General features: G+C 59.9%; 13 protein-coding genes. 10 read left to right on the top strand and 3 right to left on the bottom strand.

The window, feature by feature from the left end:
• Positions 1-56: 56 nt before the first annotated feature.
• Both SB753_RS26615 and SB753_RS26610 read right to left on the bottom strand, forming a co-directional pair.
• Positions 57-263, bottom strand: coding sequence for a hypothetical protein (locus tag SB753_RS26615; protein ID WP_410802679.1), 207 nt, complete (start codon positions 261-263; stop codon positions 57-59).
• Positions 264-591: 328 nt separating this feature from the next.
• Positions 592-810 carry a hypothetical protein gene (locus SB753_RS26610; protein ID WP_087753047.1) on the bottom strand — a complete coding sequence of 73 codons (219 nt, stop codon included), beginning with the start codon at positions 808-810 and terminating at the stop codon, positions 592-594.
• Between the two features lie 813 nt (positions 811-1,623).
• Here SB753_RS26610 and SB753_RS26605 point away from each other — a divergent pair.
• A complete protein-coding gene (locus SB753_RS26605; RefSeq protein WP_410802677.1) occupies positions 1,624-3,792 on the top strand; it encodes a protein kinase domain-containing protein in 2,169 nt (722 codons plus the stop codon).
• 48 nt (positions 3,793-3,840) lie between these two features.
• Here the strand turns inward: SB753_RS26605 and SB753_RS26600 are convergent, their stop codons facing one another.
• Positions 3,841-5,841 (bottom strand): SUMF1/EgtB/PvdO family nonheme iron enzyme, encoded by a 2,001-nt coding sequence (locus tag SB753_RS26600; RefSeq protein WP_410802675.1) that lies wholly within the window; start codon positions 5,839-5,841, stop codon positions 3,841-3,843.
• Positions 5,842-6,221: 380 nt separating this feature from the next.
• On the opposite strand from SB753_RS26600, the gene SB753_RS26595 reads away from it, so the two are divergent.
• From SB753_RS26595 to SB753_RS26555, 9 genes are all read left to right on the top strand, one after another.
• Positions 6,222-6,725, top strand: a complete 504-nt coding sequence (locus SB753_RS26595) for a DUF4399 domain-containing protein (RefSeq protein WP_410802673.1) — start codon at positions 6,222-6,224, stop codon at positions 6,723-6,725.
• 47 nt (positions 6,726-6,772) lie between these two features.
• Positions 6,773-7,204 carry a DUF4399 domain-containing protein gene (locus tag SB753_RS26590; protein WP_020068833.1) on the top strand — a complete coding sequence of 144 codons (432 nt, stop codon included), beginning with the start codon at positions 6,773-6,775 and terminating at the stop codon, positions 7,202-7,204.
• A 262-nt stretch (positions 7,205-7,466) separates the two neighbouring features.
• The gene (locus SB753_RS26585; protein WP_020068834.1) at positions 7,467-7,745 is read left to right on the top strand and encodes a hypothetical protein; all 279 of its coding nucleotides are present in this window, start codon (positions 7,467-7,469) and stop codon (positions 7,743-7,745) included.
• A gap of 161 nt (positions 7,746-7,906) precedes the next feature.
• Positions 7,907-9,430: an efflux transporter outer membrane subunit gene (locus SB753_RS26580; RefSeq protein ID WP_408199952.1), complete on the top strand. Its 1,524-nt coding sequence runs from the start codon at positions 7,907-7,909 to the stop codon at positions 9,428-9,430.
• 256 nt (positions 9,431-9,686) lie between these two features.
• A complete protein-coding gene (locus SB753_RS26575) occupies positions 9,687-12,296 on the top strand; it encodes an FHA domain-containing protein (protein ID WP_410802671.1) in 2,610 nt (869 codons plus the stop codon).
• Entirely contained in the window at positions 12,274-13,647 is a 1,374-nt protein-coding gene (locus tag SB753_RS26570; RefSeq protein WP_020068837.1) for an HlyD family efflux transporter periplasmic adaptor subunit, read from the top strand. The genes SB753_RS26575 and SB753_RS26570 overlap by 23 nt, the downstream gene beginning before the upstream one ends.
• A gap of 37 nt (positions 13,648-13,684) precedes the next feature.
• Positions 13,685-14,437 carry a peptidylprolyl isomerase gene (locus tag SB753_RS26565; protein WP_020068838.1) on the top strand — a complete coding sequence of 251 codons (753 nt, stop codon included), beginning with the start codon at positions 13,685-13,687 and terminating at the stop codon, positions 14,435-14,437.
• A gap of 41 nt (positions 14,438-14,478) precedes the next feature.
• On the top strand, positions 14,479-17,538 hold the full coding sequence (locus tag SB753_RS26560; protein WP_020068839.1) for a peptidase domain-containing ABC transporter: 3,060 nt from the start codon (positions 14,479-14,481) through the stop codon (positions 17,536-17,538).
• Positions 17,535-18,905, top strand: a complete 1,371-nt coding sequence (locus tag SB753_RS26555) for a sigma-54 interaction domain-containing protein (protein WP_410802669.1) — start codon at positions 17,535-17,537, stop codon at positions 18,903-18,905. Before SB753_RS26560 ends, SB753_RS26555 begins: the two co-directional genes overlap by 4 nt.
• Positions 18,906-18,922 lie beyond the last annotated feature (17 nt).

Below are 18,922 nucleotides of genomic sequence, written 5' to 3'. Positions count from 1 at the left end.
GCCCCGCCAGCAAGGGCGCGGCGCGGCGGTTTCCAATTGCGGACATCTCACGCGTCCTACAGATAGGTGCCTTTGATGCGCCCTTCGAAGATGGCAGTGTTGATGTCGAAGTCGTCGACGTGGCCCGCGGCGCCGCCGTCGACTGTGACGGCGACGGAGCGGCCCCCGCGCACGAGTTTCATCTGCTCGGCGTCGAGCGTGGCTTCCTCGCGCGCCGCGTCGGCGCCGCGGGGTAGGTCCTTGATAATGACGGTGGATTTCATGGCGATACTCCTCGAAGTGGGCGGGCGAGCACGGCAAGGTGCTCGCTTCTATTTCTGCAAGGTGTATGCCAATTTTCGTTCGATGAACGCGGAAGCTGTCATCTCATCAGCGACGCCGCGCCAGGCAACGATATTCGCGGCACGGCCGCAAGAAGCGCATTGTGATGAGCGAAAGACCGAAGCGAAGTGTGCGGACGTAGCCCACATTTCACGTTCGCAATGTTGGGCAGTGCTGCGGAAAGGTCCGCGCGCTGCGCCTCGCGCGACAAAAACGAAAGCGGCACGCGTCGATGACGCATGCCGCCGCACTGCTGATGCGAAAGCGAATCTAGCCGCGCCGTTTATCGCGCGTCGCGGCTACTTTTCCGATGGCCTGATGCGCGGCCGGAAAGCCGGGTGGATACTCGACGACCCGCGCGGAAACCGGCACGAGTGGCGCGGCGCGCGTCAGGCGCGTGCCGATGCGTGCACCGCCGACAATGGCGGCCATTGCCTCGCGGTCGAGTTCCACGCTGTCAGTAAGGTCGTTGATGAGAAGTCTGGCCATGGTGTGTTCGCCAAAGAAGCCGCGTGCTACGACCATTCACCGGTCTCGTCTGCGCGCGCGAATGGGGTCAAGTGTGCTGAGGTCTCGTCGCACTATGAGTATAGGAAATCTGCTTTGTGCCTGCCTGGCGGATATGAGCAGGCGGCGGTCGGGAGGCACACGGTCCTTCGTTGTCGCCGGGACGTTGACGTTGGCGATGCCGATTAGACCGCCTGCCGAGAGCAGCCTGGCGCCGCCGGACACCCGCTTACCTTCGGTGGGCGGCTGAGTTCGCGGACTCGGGAACGTCGCGAATCATGAGGGATGACATGGTATTTCTCCAAAGTGACGCGGAAGAAAAAGCGGCTGGCGCGAGGCGAAGCGGCATGAAGAAGCGGCCGCTTCGCCTCGCCGCTTATCGCACGTGGAGGTTTTTGCTCGCAACGTTGTTGCCGTTCGATCCGAGCAACCTGCCTGCTCGAGCGTCACTAATGCATGGCGTGTGCCAGATTTAGTAAAGGTTCCTAACAAAAGTATCGGCGCCCTTATGGACTTGGCTTGCAGACCGATTTGCCGGATTTACGGATCTCCGCTGCGGCCAGCGCAGTCGCAGCGAGCGGTGGCACTCTTCCGACAACGCGCGCGATTCTGTTGGAGCGCGTCCGACATCGGCCGCTCGTGCATCGCGCGGGGCAATCCTGGTTTGCGAAAGCGCAGGCCTGGAGCTAGTATCGAAGCGGCACATGTAACTGGTTACGACAGCTTTCCTATCGGCCACGGGAGCCTCGGTCATACGCGATCGGGGTCTATGGCAGCGGCGGCATCTCGCACAAAATGGCTAGCCTTGCGCGTGTGATTCACGACTTCCAGAACGGCGAGCTGTCCCGTGACGAGTTCGTCGCTCAACTCGACAGCACGTTGGTGACCGAAGGCCTCGGTCCCGCGCAGCTGCTGGACATGCTCGGCGCCGCGCATCGTAAAGCGCCGCTGCCCGAGGACATTTATGTCGAAGTGCGGCGGCGTATCGAGCAGTTGCGTGTGTCGAATGTGGCCGCCGGCGGCGACGAAACCGGCATCCAGACTACGGTTGAAATTCCATCGGTGCGCTCCGCAGGCGCAATGCCTGCAGGCACCGGCGCGAATGCGCCTAACGCATCCAGCGGGTTAGGCCATGACCAGATCAAAGGCACCGGCGACACGCTGAACAACCGCTTTGTACTCGAAGAGTGCCTGGGCGTCGGTGGGATGGGCACGGTTTACAAGGCGCTCGATCTGCGCAAGCTGGAGGCGTCGGACAGAAAGCCCTATCTGGCGATCAAGGTTCTCAACGTCCAGTTTCGCGGCAATCCGAATTCGCTAGTTGCATTGCAGCGCGAGGCACGCAAGGCGCAGGTGCTCGCGCATCGCAACATCATCACGGTGTACGACTTCGATCGCGATGGGCCTATCGTCTATCTGACGATGGAGTATTTGTCCGGCAAGCCACTAAGCCAACTGCTGCGCACGCCGGGCTATCAGGGCATGCCTGTACGCGCAGCGTTGCCCATTGTACGTGGCATGTGCAGCGCGCTTGCGTATGCGCACGAACGCGGTTTCGTGCATTGCGATTTCAAACCGGCCAACGTCTTTCTCACGACGAATGCCGAAGTCAAAGTGATCGACTTCGGCATTGCCCGCGTGTTTCAGCGCCCGGAGGAAGAGAGCGATGCAACGGTCTTCGACCCCGGGAGCCTCGGCGCGCTGACGCCCGCGTATGCGAGCCCCGAAATGATCGAGCATCGCGAGCCCGATCCGCGTGACGACATTTACGCGCTGGGCTGCATCACGTATGAACTGTTGACCGGGCATCATCCGTTCGACCGATTGTCCGCCACGCAGGCGCGCAACGCAGATTTCAAGCTGCAGCGGCCAGCGAATCTGGATACTAGGCAGTGGCGCGCGCTGCGCGCCGCGCTTTCATTCGACCGCGCGACGCGCATGCCGAGCGTCACACGCTTTATCGCGGAGTTCGACAACGAGGCGCGCGCCGAGAAATCCGGCACGTTGGCGAAGGCGGGGCTTGCGGGCTTCGCGGTGATTTGCGCCGCGGCTGTGGGCGTGTACGCGTGGAAGTCGGCGCCGAATCGTCAAAGTCAGGCGCAATTGGGCGCGGGCTCGTCGCAGGGACGCGTCGATCGGGGCGCCTCGTTGTCCACGCAATCGAGCGCAGCGGGCGTGGTGTCGAATGGTTCGTCAACGAACGCCTCGACGAACACACCAACGACGGCACCGACGAACGCGTCGACAACTGCCGCACCGCCCGCATCACCCCCAGCTCCAAAGCCCGCATTGACGCTCGCAGCCGTGACGCCGATGCTCGCGCAAGTGCCGTGTTCGGCGCTGGCTGCATCGACGCAAGACCACACGTTGACGGTGCGCGGCTATGTCTCCCAACGCTACGGCGCTGCGCGCCTGAAAGATGGGCTGCGGGCGCTTCCCGGCGTGGACGACGTGAAACTCGACGTTCAGTCCGTCGCGGACGATAAATGCGACACCGTTAAGGCGCTCGCGCCGTACTGGACGCAGAACTGGCAGGCCGGTCACATCGCCGGCTTGCAGGTGCGTCCCGCGAGCGGTCAGTTGAGTGAGGGCGATCCGCTGGTTGTCGACGTGAGCACGCCCGGCTATGACTCATACGTGAACCTCGACTATTACCAACTCGACGGTAACGTCGTTCATATGGTGCCGAGCTCGCGCGCGAAGGACAATCAGGCGCCGCCGCGTTATTCGGCGACGATCGGCAGCGCAGGCGACTGGGTTATTTCCAAGCCGTTCGGTTCGGAGATGGTCGTGCTTCTGATTACGCCCGCGCCGCTATTCGACAAGCCGCGGCCCGAAGCGGAATCGCGCACCGACTATCTTCGGGCACTCGACGCGCGCCTCGCGCAGATCGGCGCAAAGTATGGCCGGGAGCGGATCGTCGCTGACTTCGCGCCGATCACCACGAAGCCTCACGCGCCATAAACTGCGCGCGCACTTCAGCTCAACCGTGAAAGCGGTTGTAGCAGTGCATCACTTCAATTCTTTGACTACGCGAAAGCCGTCTTGCGATTGGCGCACACCTGAGCTGTATTTAAAGCGAGTCGCGCTGAGCATATAGCTGCTGCCTTCCCGCCACGAGCCGCCGCGAATCACGCGCATGTCGCAAGTGGGGCTTTCCCACGCGCGGCCATCTGCGGGTGCGGACTGGTACGAGTTGTGCCAGCAGTCGGCGGTCCATTCCCAGACGCTGCCATTCATGTCGTGCAAGCCATATGGATTGGGCGCAAAAGAACCTGCCGGCTCGGGGCCTTCCTTGTGCCACGGTTCACCGCAATCCTTGCAGTTGGCGGTGCCCTTGCGCATCTGATCTCCCCACCAGTAAGCGCTTGTCGTGCCGCCACGGTCGGCGTATTCCCACTCCGCTTCAGTGGGCAGACGGTACGGCTTGCCGGTTGTTTTGCTGAGCCACTTTACATACTGCTGCGCGTCATCCCAACTGAGGTCGCGTGCGGGTGCCGTCTTGTTCGCATTCGTTTCGGGAGTGAGTTTCGCACATGCGTTCGCGGCGACGCATGCATTCCACTGCTCGACGGTCACCTCGTACTTGCCGATCGCGAACGGTGCCCCAATCGTCACGTGATGAACGGGTTTCTCCGATGGATCGTCGCTGCTGCTGCCCATTGAGAATGAGCCGGCGGGCAACGCGATCATGATCGGACACGCAGCACAATCGCGGCTTTCACCTGCGACAGGCGCATGCACTGCGGGCTTCTGAGCGGTTGACGTGGCAGGCGGCGTTGAAGGTGCGGTAGTGCTCGCAGCGGGCGGCGCAGAAACGGCGCGCTGCCGGTCCGGCGCCGCGGTAGCGGAGGGCGCTGCAGGCGTTGAAGGACGCGCGGCTTGCGGTGTCGGTGTAGCAGGTGGCGCTGCCGGTTGCGCGGCGGGCGGCGCGGGGGAGGGTGCTGCAGCGGTCGCTGGTGCGTTCGATGCGGCCGCCCGCAAGCGATCTATGCGGGCATGCGCTAGCGTGGCGAAGCGCCCATTGGGATAGGCCTTCAAATACGCTTCGTAGTCGCCGGGATAGTTACTGTCCTTGATCGAATTCCAGAACGTGATTTCGTATTGTTCACTGCTGTCTTTTGGGAGAATGCCGCGACTGTGCAGTGTCACGACAGTATCGTCGTAGGTCTCGACATTGACGACTGGCGCTTTGACCACGCTGCTTACTGCATCTTCCGATGCCGCCAGCGTCGACACAATCCAAGGACTCTGCTCGCCACGTGTTATCTGGCGAGTCTCGGACGCGACGTTTGCAAGCAGGCTCATTAGAGGCTGTGCTGGTGCTTCGTCGAGTGTCCGCAGCAATGCCTGTGTGTAAATGCCATGGCGTATGCCGTCCGCCGCAAAACCGCCAGGCGCGGTCGCATAGGCAACGACCGTGTTCGGCGGAAGTGCGGACGCATCCGGTGCAACAGCGGCGGCGAATGGATTGTCGAGACAGGTATCGAGGATTACGAGGTTGAGTTGGCTGTCGCGTGAATTCATTGCTCGCAAGACGTCATTCAGATCGACGGCCTGGCGAAGCAGCGAAGCCGGCGAGCGCATGTCCAGTCCGGCGGGAATCAGCAACGTCTGCCCCCCGATCCGCATGCCGTGACCGGCGAAATAGAACAGGCCGATACCACCTGCGGTCAAACGCTCGCGTAGTTCGCGAATCGATCGTTGCATTACAGTCGGCGTTGCATTCGAAATCACGGTCACGTCGAAGCCAAGCGCACGCAATGTTTTGCCGACGGCTCGTGCGTCACGCGGCGCGTTTTGCCTGACGACGTCGTGTGAATTGTCGCCATACTCGCCATTGCCTATCACGAGTGCAATGCGTTGCGCGCCTAGATAATCGTGTCCGGCTGCGAACGGCGCGATTGCCCGGTCCATCGCACCGGTGCTTTCACGCGGCGCAGCGGCAAATGTATTGCCGCAATCCACCAGAATGGCCCCGGCCATCCACATCAGCAGGAATATTCGCCACATCTTCGGATCCTGTTTGTTCCGGACAGAACATAGGCATTCGCGTACAGCACCGGTCGGCGCTATGCGTCGCCGCCGCACGTACCGCGGACACGTATGGGACGCACGACGCGCTTTGGACCATCCACGTTGCAACGTATCAACAACCATAGCACGCACTTGGCGGGTCACAACCAACACTTCTACCGAGTGCGCTATACGGTTAACGAGTGTGGCGTATCTTTTTGGCAAGTTACGTCCTAAGCTGATTCACAAAGTAACGCGGCACGGTCGTTTTAACTACGCGGCCGACGCATCGCGTGCGCGGTCGCGAACGCAGCAGAATTGCCCGCACTGCCTCGCGCAGTCGAGGTGGCCACGACCGCTCTTCGGGAGAGTGCGCTATGCGAATAACCAACGTCCCCGCTGTTCTCAACCGGAGTCTGACGGCCGCAACGCGGCTATCTGCATGGCGTACGGTTTCGCGCACCGTGCTCGCCGTGATGATCGGCGGTGCGGCGCTGCCTTTCGCCGCGTTCGGCGCGTCGACTGCATCGCCCGCAGGTGCTGAGGAGTACATCATCTGGCCGCCCGACGGCGCCGTGATTCATGGCGGCAAGTTGTGGGTCCGCATGGGCTTGCGCAACATGGGCGTGTGTCCGAAGGGCGTCGTATTTCCGAATACCGGGCATCATCATCTACTGATCGACACGGACCTGCCGGCGCTCGACCAGGAGATTCCATCGGACCGCAATCATCTGCATTTCGGCGCAGGTGAAACCGACGCGCGTATCGAGTTGCCACCAGGCAAACACACATTGCAACTGATTCTGGGCGATCACAATCACGTGCCGCACACGCCGCCCGTGTACTCGAAAAAGATCACCATCACCGTGCAAAAAGACTAGCGCGAGCCGCGCGTTCATCGCGGACCGCTCGGAACGGAGAGACGTTCATGTACAAACTCATTGCAGTCGCGGCGCTGGTGGCGTCGGCGACATGGGGCACGGCGGATTTTGCCGTGGCGGGAACCCCGGCGCCTGCGGGCGCTTATGCCTATATCGGCTATCCGAACGATGGTCAGGTGGTGCAAGCCAATAAGCCGTTTCGCGTGTGGTTCGGATTGCGTTACATGGGCGTGGCGCCAAAGGGCGTGAAGTATCCGAACACAGGACACCATCATCTTCTGATCGACACCGACCTGCCGCCGCCGGATCAGGAAATACCCTCGGACCGCAATCACCTGCATTTCGGCGCCGGTGAAACCGAGACGATGATCCAGTTGCCTCCCGGCAAGCATACGTTGCAGCTATTGATGGGCGACGACATGCATGTTCCGCACAACCCGCCGGTGTACTCGAAGAAAATCACCGTCATTGCGCGGTGACGGAGCGGGTGGTGTCACGCGTGGACCAACCATTGCACGCGGGTTGTTGGTTGCGATCCATCATGTCGAGGCAGCCGCGTCTGTGCGGATAGCACTATCGCAACGCCGCAAGTCCCCTGAACGCCTTGCCATAAGCGCCTCGGCAAATCTCTTAGGATCGGAAAGCAAAACTGGCACAGCCTATGCGTTAGTGATGCTCGAGTAGACAAGTTGCTCGAACCACAACCGCAAGACTGCGACTTTCCCTTTCAGGAGATCTGCCATGAACACGCTGATGATCCAGGACCTGTCCATCACCGAACAACTCGACAGCAAGGCAATGAGCGCGGTGCGCGGCGGCACCGGCCTTTTGTATCCGTCGTACGTGAACTTCGCACCGTTCTTTGCGCCGGACCACAGCAAGAAGGTCGATGCGACTCAACTGATCAGCACGACGATTAATATTCAGAACGGCAACTGCAACAACGCAGCCTTCGTTACAGACGTCTCGGCCAAAATCGATCCACATGTGACGGCGAGCAACAACATCTACATGTCGTAAGCGGCGCGAGCGGACGCCGACGCCTGCCGTCCCGTGCGCCCGCCGGCATCGATCCTCAAAAGTTTGCGCGTCTAATCGTTCTTTTCACGCGACACCTCGTTACCGCACATCTCCCGAACCCATGTTCATGCACCTGCTTCGATGGTGAAGCGGCGGCGGAGATGCTTTACTTGAAGCGTGCGTTGCGTCGTGCTGTGAAGTGGGCGTCATCGGAGAAAATCGTGTCAGCGTTGCTTGATTCACTGGTCCGTCAGCGCTCGTTCAATCACTACACCGCGACGACGTTGCGCGGGCTGTGCGCGGCAACTGTTTGCGCCTTTTCATTGTGCGCATGCGTCGACGTCAGCATGCCGGACTACAAGCGGCCCGATACGCCTGCCAAAGCGTCGTGGTCGGATCAGAAAGGTTCACCGATATCCGCGGCGGCCACCATCGAACCGGAATGGTGGAAGGGCTTCCACGATTCGACTCTCGATTCGCTGATCGACAAAGCCATCAGCGGCAACTTCGACATCAAGGTGCTGGCCGCGCGCATCGACGTGGCCAGCACACAAATAGGCGAAGCCAAAGCCGGCGCGTTGCCGACGATGGACCTCGGCGCCGGCGCAAGCTTTCAGAAGACCACCGGGCAGACTTTCACGAAGCAGTACAACGTTGCGGCGCAGGTTAACTGGGACATCGACATCTGGGGCAAGGTCGAGAAAGGCGTGCAAGCGCAAAAAGCCGAGTTTCATGCGAGCGAAGCCGACTGGCGCGCCGGCTATCTGGAACTGGTGTCGAATGTGTCCAGCACTTATTTCCAGCTGCTCCAGTTCGACGACCAGATAGACCAGCAGCAAAGAACACTCGTCACCAACCGCCAAATCCTGACGATCTACGAGGGACAGCGCCGCAGCGGTCTCATCCCGCAGACGCAGGTACTGCGTCAGCAGGCGGAGATCAATCGCCTGACGAATCAATTGCTCGAACTGGGACGCTCGCGCGATCTCGCGAACAACGCGTTGTGTACGCTGATCGGCGTACCTGCAGGCGAGTTTCGTTTGCCTAAGGGCCATTTGCAGCAGCGCGTGCAGTTGCCTGTCGTACCCGACGGCCTGCCTGCGCAACTTCTGGCGCGGCGCCCGGACGTGGTGGCCGCTGAGTTCAGAGTTCTGGAGGCGTACGACCTCGTCGGCGAGGCCAAGCTCGCGCAGTTGCCGACGATCAGCCTGACTGGCCACGGCGGCACGGCGAGTTTTGCTCTTACTGATTTGCTTAAGTCGTTCACATACGGCTTCATGCCCAGTATCAACATTCCACTGCTCGACCCCTCGGTACGCGCCCATGTGAAGGTAACGCAGGCGCAATCGACAGTCGCTGAGCAGCAATATCGCGCCACGGTGATGGGCGCATTCGAAGAAGTAGAGAACGCACTGGTCAATCTGAATGCGCATAAGGCGCAGAGAGTTGAATTGCAGCAAGAGGTCGATCGTCTGCAAATCGTGGCTGATCAGATTCAGTCTCAGCTGAGGCTTGGTCTCGTGTCGCAACTGGAAGTGTTCGAAACCGAGCGGACGCTGCTCGAAGCGCAGCAATCTTTGCTGGCCAATCATGAATTGATTCTGTCCGACACGGTACTGCTTTATAAGGCACTCGGCGGCGGGTGGCCCAGTGTCGATGTGCAGGCGCAAGTGAAACAGCAATAAGGCAGCACAACAGAAGTAAAGGAACACTGAGCTAATCCGCAATGTGGCGAGTGCGAGCCTTATCTGGGTTTCACACCGTAGCCAACTGGCTTCATAACCAACGACAGGGAATTGACACTCGCGATGCGTGACTTACAATCTTTGAGGAGCCGGCTTTGCAATGGCTCGCTAATAAAAGACCTTCTCGCCGTCGTCCTTCGTGCTGAATCCGCTGCACTCTCGCTGCAGCGGGTAAACGATTAGTGATCCGGATAAAATGGCCGACGGAGAAACACCCATTGCAGAGACACGCGCGACTGTCGAAGCCGCTTTCGACGTGTTGTTGTCTCCGCTTGCATCCGCGCAACGACCTGCGCTGGACACAATCCGGATTGTCGACAACCTGTTCGCAATTGGGCGCAGCGAAGCGCCGTTCACCGATTACCCTGCTGAGCGGATTGCGCGTCTATCGCGCCGTCACGCGCGGGTCTTCGTCGAGCACGGCGCCATTTACGTTGCGGACCTCGAAAGCAAGAATGGCACGACGGTAAACGGCATCGCAGTGCGTCAAACGCCGGCGCGTGTGCGGGCAGGCGACGAACTGTGTTTCGGCGGCGAGTTGTGTTATCGCGTGAGCATTGAGCCGCGCGCGCGCATCGTAGCGGCTGGCAGCACCGCACAAGCTCCTGCGTTGTTGCTTGTGCCGCAGCGCGACGATCTCGATCTTCAGCCGATCGAAGTGCAAGCGTTTCCGTTCCTCGTCAGCAAAGCCGATGATGTCTTTTCGCGCTACAAGGACCGCTACCCGCATCAGGTCAATTACATTTCCCGGCGACACGCGCATATCTTTCTGAAGGGCTCGGAGCTTTACGTCGAAGATCTGGGCAGCACGAACGGCACATTCGTCGGTGGCAAACGTCTCGACGAATCAGCGCTGCCGCTGGCGGACGGCGACGTCGTTGCATTTGGCGGAGACCACTTCGTCTACAGGGTGACGCTGCAAAAACCGCCCGAAAACGAGCCGACCGTGACGCAATTGCTCCTCAATCCCTCAGTCGACGAAGCCGCGGACCCCGACAAGACAACGTTCGTGGGCGCGGCGAATTCGTTTCTCGACATCTTTTGCGTGGACCCTGCGCGGCAACGCGAGGACGAGATCAACGAGTCTGCACACGCGGCGTCGGCGCAAGCAAAACGCGCGTCTCCCGCTGACGGGGCGCCGGTGAGCGCTGCGAAGGGCGCCAATGGCGGGCGCGATGCCGGCAGTGCCGCGAATGGATCGGATAGCAGCCAGGGCGCGAGCGTCTCCAAGCGCAGGCAGCGCCGCTGGCGACTCGTCGCGAGCGAACTTGGCAAGGCATTTGCAGGCGACGATCGTGCGGGCATGAGGCGCGTCGCCGCGTGGAGCGGCGTGGCCGTCGTGTTTTTCGCAGCCGCGGCGTTGGCACTCTATCTGCGCGGTTCACCCGAGCGCGAGGTCAAAAATCTGCTCGCGAGCGGCGACTATACAAACGCCGTGAAGTCGGCGAAGAGCTATCTGGCGAGCCATCCCGCCGACCCGAAAGTCAGCGCGCTTGCGAGCGAAGCGCTGCTGAAGGCGAAGCTTCCTGGCTGGCTCAATGCACTGCAAAAGGCGCAGTTCGACCAGGCTGACGCACTGCTTGCCGACATGAAGTCGTTGAGCGCGAACAATGCGGATGCTGCGTCGTTGCTCGGCGAACTGCAATGGGTGGGCGATCTGGAGCGTTTCGTGGCGGGGCGAGGCGGCGTCGAAGCGCCGATCCGCATGTACGCGGACGAAGCGACGATAGGCGGCTTGCTGCAGCGTTGGGACGACGATCCCAAGAGCCATCAGCGTGCTCTCGACAGGATCGCGACATACGTACCCGTTTTTTCGGAACCGTACGCGCAGGCCTTGAGCCATCTGCGCAAGCTGGAGAGCGACGATTCGGTCTATCTCGCGGCGATCGAACGGTTAGACGGGATCATTCGCACCGAATTGGCGCGCGATAAACCAGCAGCGCTGCCGCCTGTACTGGATGATTACGCGCAACGCTATCCACGCCTTGCGGGACTCGACCGTGTACGCGACGATCTGCGTCAATACACCGCTTTGCTCGAAGCCGCGCTAGCTCGCAAATTGACCTCACTGCTTTCACAAATGAAAGCCGCGCGCTTCAGCACACCGCCGTTTCAGGAGCAATATCGGCAACTTGCGGCAACGCGTCTGCCATCGGCAGATGTAATCCAGCGGCTCGACGCGGTGGCCGAAGCGTGGAAGCGCGGCGACGCGCAGCAGGCGCTGGCCGGCTTGCAGTCGATGCCAGCCGGTCCATGGTCCGATATGCTGACCGCCGACCTGACTCGCAAAAAAACGTTGCTCGACCAATACAGCGATCTGCAAAAAACGCGTGGTGGCAAAGATTACGACCAACGTCTGCTGTCGTTCTATGCGAGCCTCGATCCGTCGGCGGATGTGTGGTTCGCGCACTCGATCGAGAAGGACGTCGCCGCGTTGCACGATAAAGCACTGGCGCGTGCGCAAGACCTGATGCTGCGGGCGCAGAGTCTGTGGAAGCAATATCGCGCGAGCGGTTCGATCGGTGGCACACAACGGCTCGAAGCCGGCATCTCGCCAGGATTTCGCAACGAGGCGCGTTTGCTGTCCGACGCTCAAACCGCGGCGCAACAGGGCATGCGTATCTATTCGCAATTAAAGGCGGACCATCCTGCCGACTTCGACCGCCTGCTCGCGGATATCGAAGCCGAAACAAGCTTGCAGCGTCGCTCGCTCACCGAGTTGCGCATGGTGCTGGATCCGGGTCTTCTAAAGGCGAAGCTGGCGTTGATTGGAGGCGAGCAGAGTGAAACGCGACAGTCACCCTAGGCTGCTTTCGGAAGCGCTGGAAGATCACAGCGTCGAAGGTATCGCGATACTGACCGCTGAGCCGGTGCGGCTCGCGCGTGCGCTGATCTGGGCAATGGTCGGCCTGGTGGTGGCGGGACTCCTATGGTCGTTCGTGGGCCGCGCGGATGTGATCGTCAGCGCACAGGGCACGCTATCTCCGGATTCGGAAGTGCGCCGCATTTATGCGCCGATCGACGGCGAGCTGGCCGACCTGTATATCGCCGAGGGGCAGCCCGTGTCGAAGGGCGACGTGCTCGCCCGGCTGAACGCGCGCGGCGCTATCGAGGCCGCGAGCAATGCGTTGCAGGCGCAACTGAAGCTCGAAGATGCGGAGCGCGACTGGAAGCAGTTTCCTCAAAAGAAGGCGCTACTGGAACGAAGAGCCGCCGCGCTAAAGGCGCAAATGGAAGTCGAGGCCCGTCTGCATGAGAATCGCATTTCGGAAGGCACGAGCAAACTCGCGGAGGGGCAGAAAGCCGAACTCGACGAAGCGCGCAGCGTCCTCGATAACGCGCGGCGCGTGCGGGAGGCGGCGCGCCAGGAACTGGACCGCTATTCGCAACTGTTCGCGCAGCCAGGCGGCGGCGGAATAGCCGAACTGCAGGTCGAACAGAAGCGAACCGCTGCGATGGAAGCGGATAACGCCTACCGCGTCGCGCAATCGAAACTTGCCGAACTCGACTTCCGTTTGAGCCACGAATATGCAAAGGCGAATGCGGAACTGGAAACAAGCGGCCAGCAGACCACCGACCTTCAGCTTCAATATGACGCCGCCGTGCGCGACGTCACCGATGTCGAAGACAAGTTGCGGTTGCAACTACAAAGCGCGCGGCTTGTATCCGAAGCTGCTGCGCGGATACGTTTCGAGAACATCGACAAAGACAATTTCCTGCTGATTCTCGCACCCGTTTCAGGTGTGATTACCGACGTCACGTCGACGCAGCGCGGCGACAAGATTCAGGCGAACTCGCCACTCGGCGGCGTTGCGCCTAAAGACGCGAAGCCCGTGTTGAAGATCGAGATTGCCGAACATGATCGCGCGTTCCTGCACGAAGGCCTGCCGGTCAAGCTCAAGTTCAACGCGTTTCCCTATCAACGCTACGGGTTGATCAGCGGCACGCTTGCTTATATTTCGCCGGCCACCAAGCCTTCATTGCAGGACAAACAGCCGGTTTACGAGGGTCGCGTCACGCTCGATAAAAACTACTACGAGATTGCGGGCACGCGTTATCCATTGCGTTATGGCATGACAGCGAGCGCGGAAATCGTGGTGCGCGAGCGGCGGCTAATCGACCTGGGTCTCGATCCGTTCAGACAGTTGGCGGGTTGACCGTGCGGATCACTCATCAACCATGGGAGCGGACAACATGACCGCGATAGTGCGAATCGATGATGAAGTTGTAGATGTCAGCGAATTCATTCGACTTCTGAAACTGACTGGCCAGTTCGAAAGCCTGATTGAGCAGATCGTGCGCGACAAGCTCACCGTGCATGCAGCGAAGAAGCAGGGCATTGCAGTCAGCGCCGACGAAATCCAGCAGCGCGCCGACCAGTTCCGGCGCGTGCGCGGCTTGCATCGGGCGACCGATATGAACCAGTACCTGGATGTGCTCAACGTGAGCCTCGACGAATTCGAGGCGTTCATCACTGACGGGTTGTATCAGGAAAAGATGCTGGAGGAGGTCGGCAACGAGGCCGCCGTCAGAGACTATTTCGCGCTGAATTCACCGAAGTTCGACGCCATCGAGGTAAGCCATATCGTGCTCGATAGCGAAGGCAAGGCGAAGGAAATGATCTCGTATCTGCGCGACGATCCCGACAGTTTCGCCGACATGGCCCGCGAGCATTCCATTGCCGATACGCGTGAAGCGGGCGGCGTAATAGGCAAAGTACTGCGCGGCTCATTAAAGCCGGATATCGAGGCGAAAATCTTCAATGCGGCGGTGGGTGATTTGCTTGGTCCGTTCCCGTCAGCTGATAGATCGTGCTTTGAAATCTTTGCGGTGACGGCCAAATACCCAGCCACGCTCGACGCCGATGTCGCCGCCGAAGTCAGGCGCCTGCTGCGCGAAAGCTGGCTGATCGCGCGTGCGCAGGAACATGTGATCGAGGCGCGCTGACCGGGCGCAACCTGAAAAGCCGAATCGAGGTCCGCAAGCTTATGGATGCACCCCAGACCGCACCGTCCGCCGCCGAGTTTCTCGCCTCGGTGGAAATACTGTCGCCTTTTTCTCGCGATGAGATCGACCGCCTGGCTGAATATGCGCAGGCGCGCTTCTATTCGTTTGGCGAAACGGTATGTTCTGCAGGGGAGACCGCCGACGGCTTATACGTGGTCCGCTCGGGCACGGTGCGCATCTTTGTCGAGGAGAACGGCAAGGAAACGAGTATGGGAGTGCGCAAGTCGGGAGAAATTTTCGCCGACATTGCAATGCTGCGTACGTATGTGCATGAAGCCTCGGTGCGGGCGTCGGCGAAGACCGAGCTGCTGTTCATCCCACGCGCAGCAATCGAGCCGGTGATCACGGCCAATCAGGCCGCGCTTGCTTTTGTCGCGAGTTATGTCGCAATCAATTCGGCCGGCGGCTTTGTCGCGCAGTTGTTCGATTTGCGCGGCAAACTGAACAAGGCCGAGCTTGAAGAATACGTGCGCAGTGTGGGTGTCAAACGTGTCGCTGCAGGCAAAGAGATTCTCAAGCAGGAAGCACGCGACGACCGGCGTTTATACGTCGTGCGCCAGGGTGAAGTGCGCATCGTTCGGCATGAGGAAGGGCGCGACTATACGCTCGCCACGCTCGGCGAGGGCGAAATATTCGGTGAGAAAGCGTGCCTGATGCGCCAGGAACAAATGGCCTCCGCGGTTGCGTCCACCGATGCGCGACTGCTGGTGATTCCCGAACGCACCGTTCATTTCATTCTCGAACGCAATCCGAAACTGCGCGAGGTGCTGGACGAGCGTATTCGTTACGTCGACCGTGAGTTACAGCGGCAAAAGCGGCTGGAGCAACGCCGTAAGCTGCCGTTGATGCTCGACCTGCAGAGCAAGGCCGAGTTCGGCGAAAAAATAATCAAGCGTTTTGCGCTGGTCGAACAGGCCGAAGAAATGGATTGCGGCGCGGCGTGCCTCGCAATGATCTGCCGTCACTACAGCATTCCGATGACGCTCGGCAAACTGCGCGAACTCGCCAATGTGACCACGCAGGGCGCAACGCTCGACAGCCTTGCCCGTGCAGGGGAATCGCTCGGCTTTACAGCGCGTGGCGTGCAATGCACGTTCGATTCGTTACGTGGATTCGATCTACCGTTCATCGTGCATTGGGAGGGCTATCACTATGTAGTGGTGTATGGGCTCTCCACGGAGTACGTATGGGTCGCGGACCCGGCGCTAGGCTTCCGCAAATTGACGGTTGAGGATTTCGAGCGCGGCTGGAGCGGTACATGCCTGCTCTTTACTGGCGGCCCTCACTTACTGCAAATGTCGGCGTCGCGTTCACCGTGGATTCGTTTTGTCGGCTACCTGAAGCCGTACAAGAAAATTCTCGGTCACCTGTTTCTTGCGACGTTCGTGATTCAGGTACTGGGTGTGATTCCGCCGCTCATCATCCAGAACATTCTGGACGGCGTAATCGTGCATCAGAATGTGAGCTTGCTACATCTGCTGATAGGCGGCCTCATTATCTCCAATGTATTCTCGCAACTCATGTCGTCGATTCGTGCGTACCTCGCCAATTTCATGGTGCGCAACATGGACTTTGCGATGATGTCGCAGTTCTTCAAGCACACGATGTCGTTGCCGTTCTCGTTTTTTGCAAAGCGCAAAACCGGCGACATTTTCGCGCGTTTCCAGGAGAACCAGACGATTCGTGCATTTCTCACGGAGTCCACCGTCACGACAGCGCTGAATCTGCTGATGGTGTTCATCTACTTCACGATCATGTTCGTCTACAACGTGAAGATGACGCTCGTGCTGATCGGCTTCGTCATTCCGATCATGGCGCTCACCGCGTTGGCCACGCCTCGAATCAAGAATTATGCGCGCGAGGTTTTCAACGCATCGACGGAATCGAAATCGTTCCTGATGGAAGCGCTCGCCGGTGTCGAAACGGTTAAGGGCATGGGCATCGAGCGGCCCGTGCGTTTGCGCTGGGAGAAGAAATACGCGAAAGCGCTCGAAGTGCAGTACCGCGCACATGCTTTCAATATTCTCGTTGGGCTCGGCAGTCAACTGCTGAATGCCGCGACCACGATTGCGATTCTGTGGGTAGGCGCGAATCTCGTGCTCGCGCGCGAGATGACAATCGGTCAGTTGATTGCATTCAATGCATTCATGGGAAGCGTGCTCGGTCCCTTGATGGGACTCGTCGGATTATGGAGCATGCTCAATGACGCGGGCGTCGCAATGGAGCGCCTTGGCGACGTGCTGGACATCGAGCCAGAACAGAGGCCGCAGGATCTGCCGTCACGCGTCATGCTGCCCGAACTGCAGGGCGAAATCAGCCTGAGCGGTGTGTACTTCCGCTATGGCGAAAACGATTCCGCTTATGTGTTGGAGAACATCAGTTTCGACATCAAACCCGGCGAACTCGTCGCGATTGTCGGACGCAGCGGTTCGGGCAAAACGACGCTGGCCAAGTTGCTGGTCGGCTTTTACGCGCCGAGCGAGGGGAAGATGTCGATTGATGGTTACGACCTCGGCGTGGTCGACAAAGCCTATTTCCGCGCGCAGATCGGTTATGTGATGCAAAGCAACCTGCTGTTCTCGGGCACGATTGCCGAGAATATAGCAAGCGGCGACGACGCACCCGACCGCCGACGCATCGAGGAAGTGGCCAGAATGGCGGATGCGCATGCGTTTATCAGCAAGATGCCGCTCGGTTATGAGCAGATTGTCGGCGAGCGCGGAATAGGTTTGTCCGGCGGCCAGATCCAGCGGCTGTGCATTGCACGCGCGCTGTATCACGATCCGCGCCTGCTGGTATTCGACGAAGCCACGTCTGCGCTCGATTCGCAGTCGGAGAGCAACATTCTCGGCAATATGCACGACATTCTGAAGGGCCGCACCGCAGTGATCATCGCGCATCGGCTGAGCACCATCATGCGTGCCGACAAGATTCTCGTGCTCTATGAAGGCGCAATCGTCGAACAGGGCCGTCATGAAGAACTGATCCAGCGCGGTGGCATGTACTACCAGCTGGTTCAGAAACAACTGAGTACGTCATGATGAAGATACTCGACCAGATTGAAGACATCAGTCCGGCTATTTCATATGCCGGCCTGATCGAGCGGATCGAGATTCTGCGCTCGACACTGCGGTGGTCGTCGCGGCTGGAGCGCACGGATATCGACAAGCTGCTCAGGCAAGCCACGTCGCTACGCGACGAGGTCATGCAGCTTTCGCATAAGGAGCGCTTCGTGCAAGCCGCGGCGGCAGCAGAGCCCGAACAGCGCGCCGAGCAGTCGCGCGGTGCACGCAGGCAGGCGCTGCTTGAGCGCAGCTTCATTTTCGAGGGCACGTTCGGCGACAATCCGCGTCTGCTCGAGTCGCTCGAAATCGCCGAGAAAGCGGCGCCGACCGACTTGCCCGTTCTGATCGACGGTGAAAGCGGAACCGGTAAGGAACTGATGGCCAAAGTCATTCACGCGAACGGTTCGCGATCGGATAAGCCGTTTATCTCCGTGAACTGTGGCGCGATTCCTGACAACCTGCTGGAGTCGGAACTGTTCGGTCATCGCAAGGGCGCGTTCACGGGCGCTTCAAACGACCGTAAAGGGAAATTCGAAAGCGCGCATACAGGTACCATTTTTCTCGACGAGATCGGCGAGTTGCCGCTCGCGGGTCAGGTCAAGCTTCTGCGCGTGCTGGAGGCGCACGAGATTCAGCGCGTGGGTTCCGACGAAACCATTGCAGTCGATACGCGCATAGTCGCAGCAACGAATCGCAATCTGCGCAAGCTCAGCGAAGAAGGCAGGTTTCGCGAAGATCTGTTTTATCGGCTTAGCGTCATTCATGTGACGCTGCCGCCGCTGCGCGAACGCCGTGACGAGATTCCGCTGCTGATCGCGTGGTTCGGTGACGAGGCGGCCGGCACGCTCAAACGCAGGCCCGTGAGATTAACCCCACGTTTGAGGGACTTTCTGCTCAATTACGGGTATCCCGGCAACATCCGCGAATTGCGCAATGTGATGTATCGCATCTCGTGTCTTGCGGGGGATATGGCGGACATGGATCATTTGCCGACCGATATGCGGCCCGCAGCGCCGGGAACAGTGGCGTTGCAAAGCGGCGCGAACAGCACAGGGCAAGAACAGATCAGCGTGGCGAACCTGATGTCGCTCAGCGATGCAAAGCGCGCCGCAAGCGACGACGCGGAGAAAGCCTTTCTGGAGCGCGGACTGCGCGAAGTGAACGGCACGGTGGCCGAACTGGCGCGGCGCATCGACATGAACCGGTCGCATCTGCAGATGCTGCTGAAGAAGCACGGTCTGCATTCGAAAGACTTCCGCAACCGTAACGTCGTCTCCACGAACAGGAACGGCTCCGCCGAGCATGCAGACCAAGCCGAGGACGACGGCGAAGGCGATACATAACACCGTCAGCCGAAAAA

The organism is Paraburkholderia sp. SIMBA_053 (genome assembly GCF_046534895.1).
GTDB lineage: Bacteria > Pseudomonadota > Gammaproteobacteria > Burkholderiales > Burkholderiaceae > Paraburkholderia > Paraburkholderia caledonica.
Note: the sequence above shows the minus strand (reverse complement) of the source record. Positions and strands in the feature narration are given on the sequence as shown.

Coding starts and splice junctions, on each gene's coding strand:
- SB753_RS26590 (WP_020068833.1), top strand. CDS start 6,773: ATGTACAAACTCATTGCAGTCGCGGCGCTGGTGGCGTCGGCGACATGG.
- SB753_RS26580 (WP_408199952.1), top strand. CDS start 7,907: ATGCTTTACTTGAAGCGTGCGTTGCGTCGTGCTGTGAAGTGGGCGTCA.
- SB753_RS26555 (WP_410802669.1), top strand. CDS start 17,535: ATGATGAAGATACTCGACCAGATTGAAGACATCAGTCCGGCTATTTCA.
- SB753_RS26585 (WP_020068834.1), top strand. CDS start 7,467: ATGAACACGCTGATGATCCAGGACCTGTCCATCACCGAACAACTCGAC.
- SB753_RS26605 (WP_410802677.1), top strand. CDS start 1,624: ATGGCTAGCCTTGCGCGTGTGATTCACGACTTCCAGAACGGCGAGCTG.
- SB753_RS26615 (WP_410802679.1), bottom strand. CDS start 263: ATGAAATCCACCGTCATTATCAAGGACCTACCCCGCGGCGCCGACGCG.
- SB753_RS26565 (WP_020068838.1), top strand. CDS start 13,685: ATGACCGCGATAGTGCGAATCGATGATGAAGTTGTAGATGTCAGCGAA.
- SB753_RS26595 (WP_410802673.1), top strand. CDS start 6,222: ATGCGAATAACCAACGTCCCCGCTGTTCTCAACCGGAGTCTGACGGCC.
- SB753_RS26575 (WP_410802671.1), top strand. CDS start 9,687: ATGGCCGACGGAGAAACACCCATTGCAGAGACACGCGCGACTGTCGAA.
- SB753_RS26610 (WP_087753047.1), bottom strand. CDS start 810: ATGGCCAGACTTCTCATCAACGACCTTACTGACAGCGTGGAACTCGAC.
- SB753_RS26600 (WP_410802675.1), bottom strand. CDS start 5,841: ATGTGGCGAATATTCCTGCTGATGTGGATGGCCGGGGCCATTCTGGTG.
- SB753_RS26560 (WP_020068839.1), top strand. CDS start 14,479: ATGGATGCACCCCAGACCGCACCGTCCGCCGCCGAGTTTCTCGCCTCG.